Annotated in this window: 1 protein-coding gene; it reads left to right on the top strand. The window is 69.6% G+C overall.

Annotation, left to right across the window (positions count from 1 at the left end):
* Positions 1-1085: acyl-CoA dehydrogenase family protein (locus NS354_RS12265; protein ID WP_058594744.1), on the top strand; the 1085-nt coding region annotated here is incomplete at its 5' end.
* Positions 1086-1128: the final 43 nt, after the last annotated feature.

Below are 1128 nucleotides of genomic sequence, written 5' to 3' on the forward strand. Positions count from 1 at the left end.
GCGAATTCGCCCAGAGCCGCATCCGTCCCGTCATCGATCAGGCGTTCGAGGAGCGCCGCCTCCCCGTCGAGCTGCTGCCCGAGGTCGGCGAGTTCGGGGCGTTCGGCATGTACCTCGACGGGTACGGGCTGCGGGGCGCCTCCTCGGTGGCGTACGGGCTCGTCGCCATGGAGTTCGAGGCGGTCGACTCGGGCTTCCGCACCGCGCTCTCCGTGCAGGGCTCGCTCGCGATGGGGGCCATCTACAAGTTCGGCTCCGAGGAGCAGAAGCAGCGCTGGCTGCCGCTCATGGGCCGCGGCGAGGCGATCGGCTTCTTCGGGCTCACCGAGCCGCAGGGCGGCTCCGACCCCAACACCATGCTGACGACCGCTCGCCGTGAGGGCGACGAGTGGGTGCTGAACGGCAAGAAGCGGTGGATCGGCCTCGCCACCATCGCGAAGCTCGGCGTCATCTGGGCGAAGGACGAGGAGGGGATCGTGCGCGGCTTCATCGTGGAGACCGACACCCCCGGTTTCACGGCGACCGCGATCGAGAACAAGCTCTCGATGCGCGCCTCCCTGCAGACCGAGATCGTGCTCGAGGACGTGCGCATCCCCGCCGATGCGATCCTGCCGAAGTCGAAGGGGCTCTCGTCGCCGTTCAAGTGCCTGAACGAGGCGCGATACGGCATCGCGTGGGGCGTGATGGGCGCCGCGCGCTCCTGCCTCGAGGCGGCCGTCGAGCGGTCGCAGTCGCGCGAGGTCTTCGGCGCCCCCATCGGCGGCAAGCAGATCATCCAGGCGAAGCTCGCCGACATGTTCGTCGAGTACCAGAAGGGGCTCCTGCTGGCGCTGCACCTCGGGCGGCTGAAGGATGCGGGAGCGCTCACGTACGGGCAGATCTCGGTCGGCAAGCTCAACAACGTGCGGGAGGCCATCAAGATCGCCGGCACCGCTCGTGCGATCCTCGGCGGCGACGGCATCACCTCGGAGTTCCCGGTGATGCGGCACATGGCCAACCTCGAGTCCGTGCGCACCTACGAGGGCACGGACGAGGTGCATCAGCTCGTGATCGGGCGCGAGCTGACGGGCATCGCCGCGTTCTGAGCGCCGGGCGGCGACTGGCGGCGACTGGCGGCGGGCGGCGCTC

This window comes from Leucobacter chromiiresistens (assembly GCF_001477055.1).
Lineage (GTDB): Bacteria > Actinomycetota > Actinomycetes > Actinomycetales > Microbacteriaceae > Leucobacter > Leucobacter chromiiresistens_A.